The organism is Halovibrio sp. HP20-59, assembly GCF_033052795.2.
Taxonomy (GTDB): domain Bacteria; phylum Pseudomonadota; class Gammaproteobacteria; order Pseudomonadales; family Halomonadaceae; genus Vreelandella.
Genome location: NZ_JAWJUW020000117.1, coordinates 1 through 257, shown reverse-complemented (window position 1 = coordinate 257; position 257 = coordinate 1). Strand labels below are relative to the sequence as shown.

The 257-nt window shown below is 61.1% G+C and carries 1 protein-coding gene; it reads right to left on the bottom strand.

The features are described from left to right. Nucleotides 1-257, bottom strand: a 257-nt coding sequence (locus RZA33_RS19600) for a hypothetical protein (protein WP_317509905.1), incomplete at both ends; no start/stop codon positions are given.

Genomic DNA, 257 nt, shown 5'->3' with positions numbered 1-257 from the left:
ACGCTCCGACTCTCGATCACGATCCCCGTCCCCGACCGTACCGAGAACCCGATGGAGTCACCCACCTGTTCGCCCATCCCGGCGAACCGACGGACCTGAATCGACCGGCGGACGTCGTTCCCGACTTCGGCCATCTGCAGTTCGAGGAACACGTCCGCGATTGAGCGGAATGGTCCGATAGCCTCCTCGTCGACGGTCGACGGGTCGACAGTCAAGACGATGACTTTCCCCTGTGTCACGATATCCCTGAAAAAGGA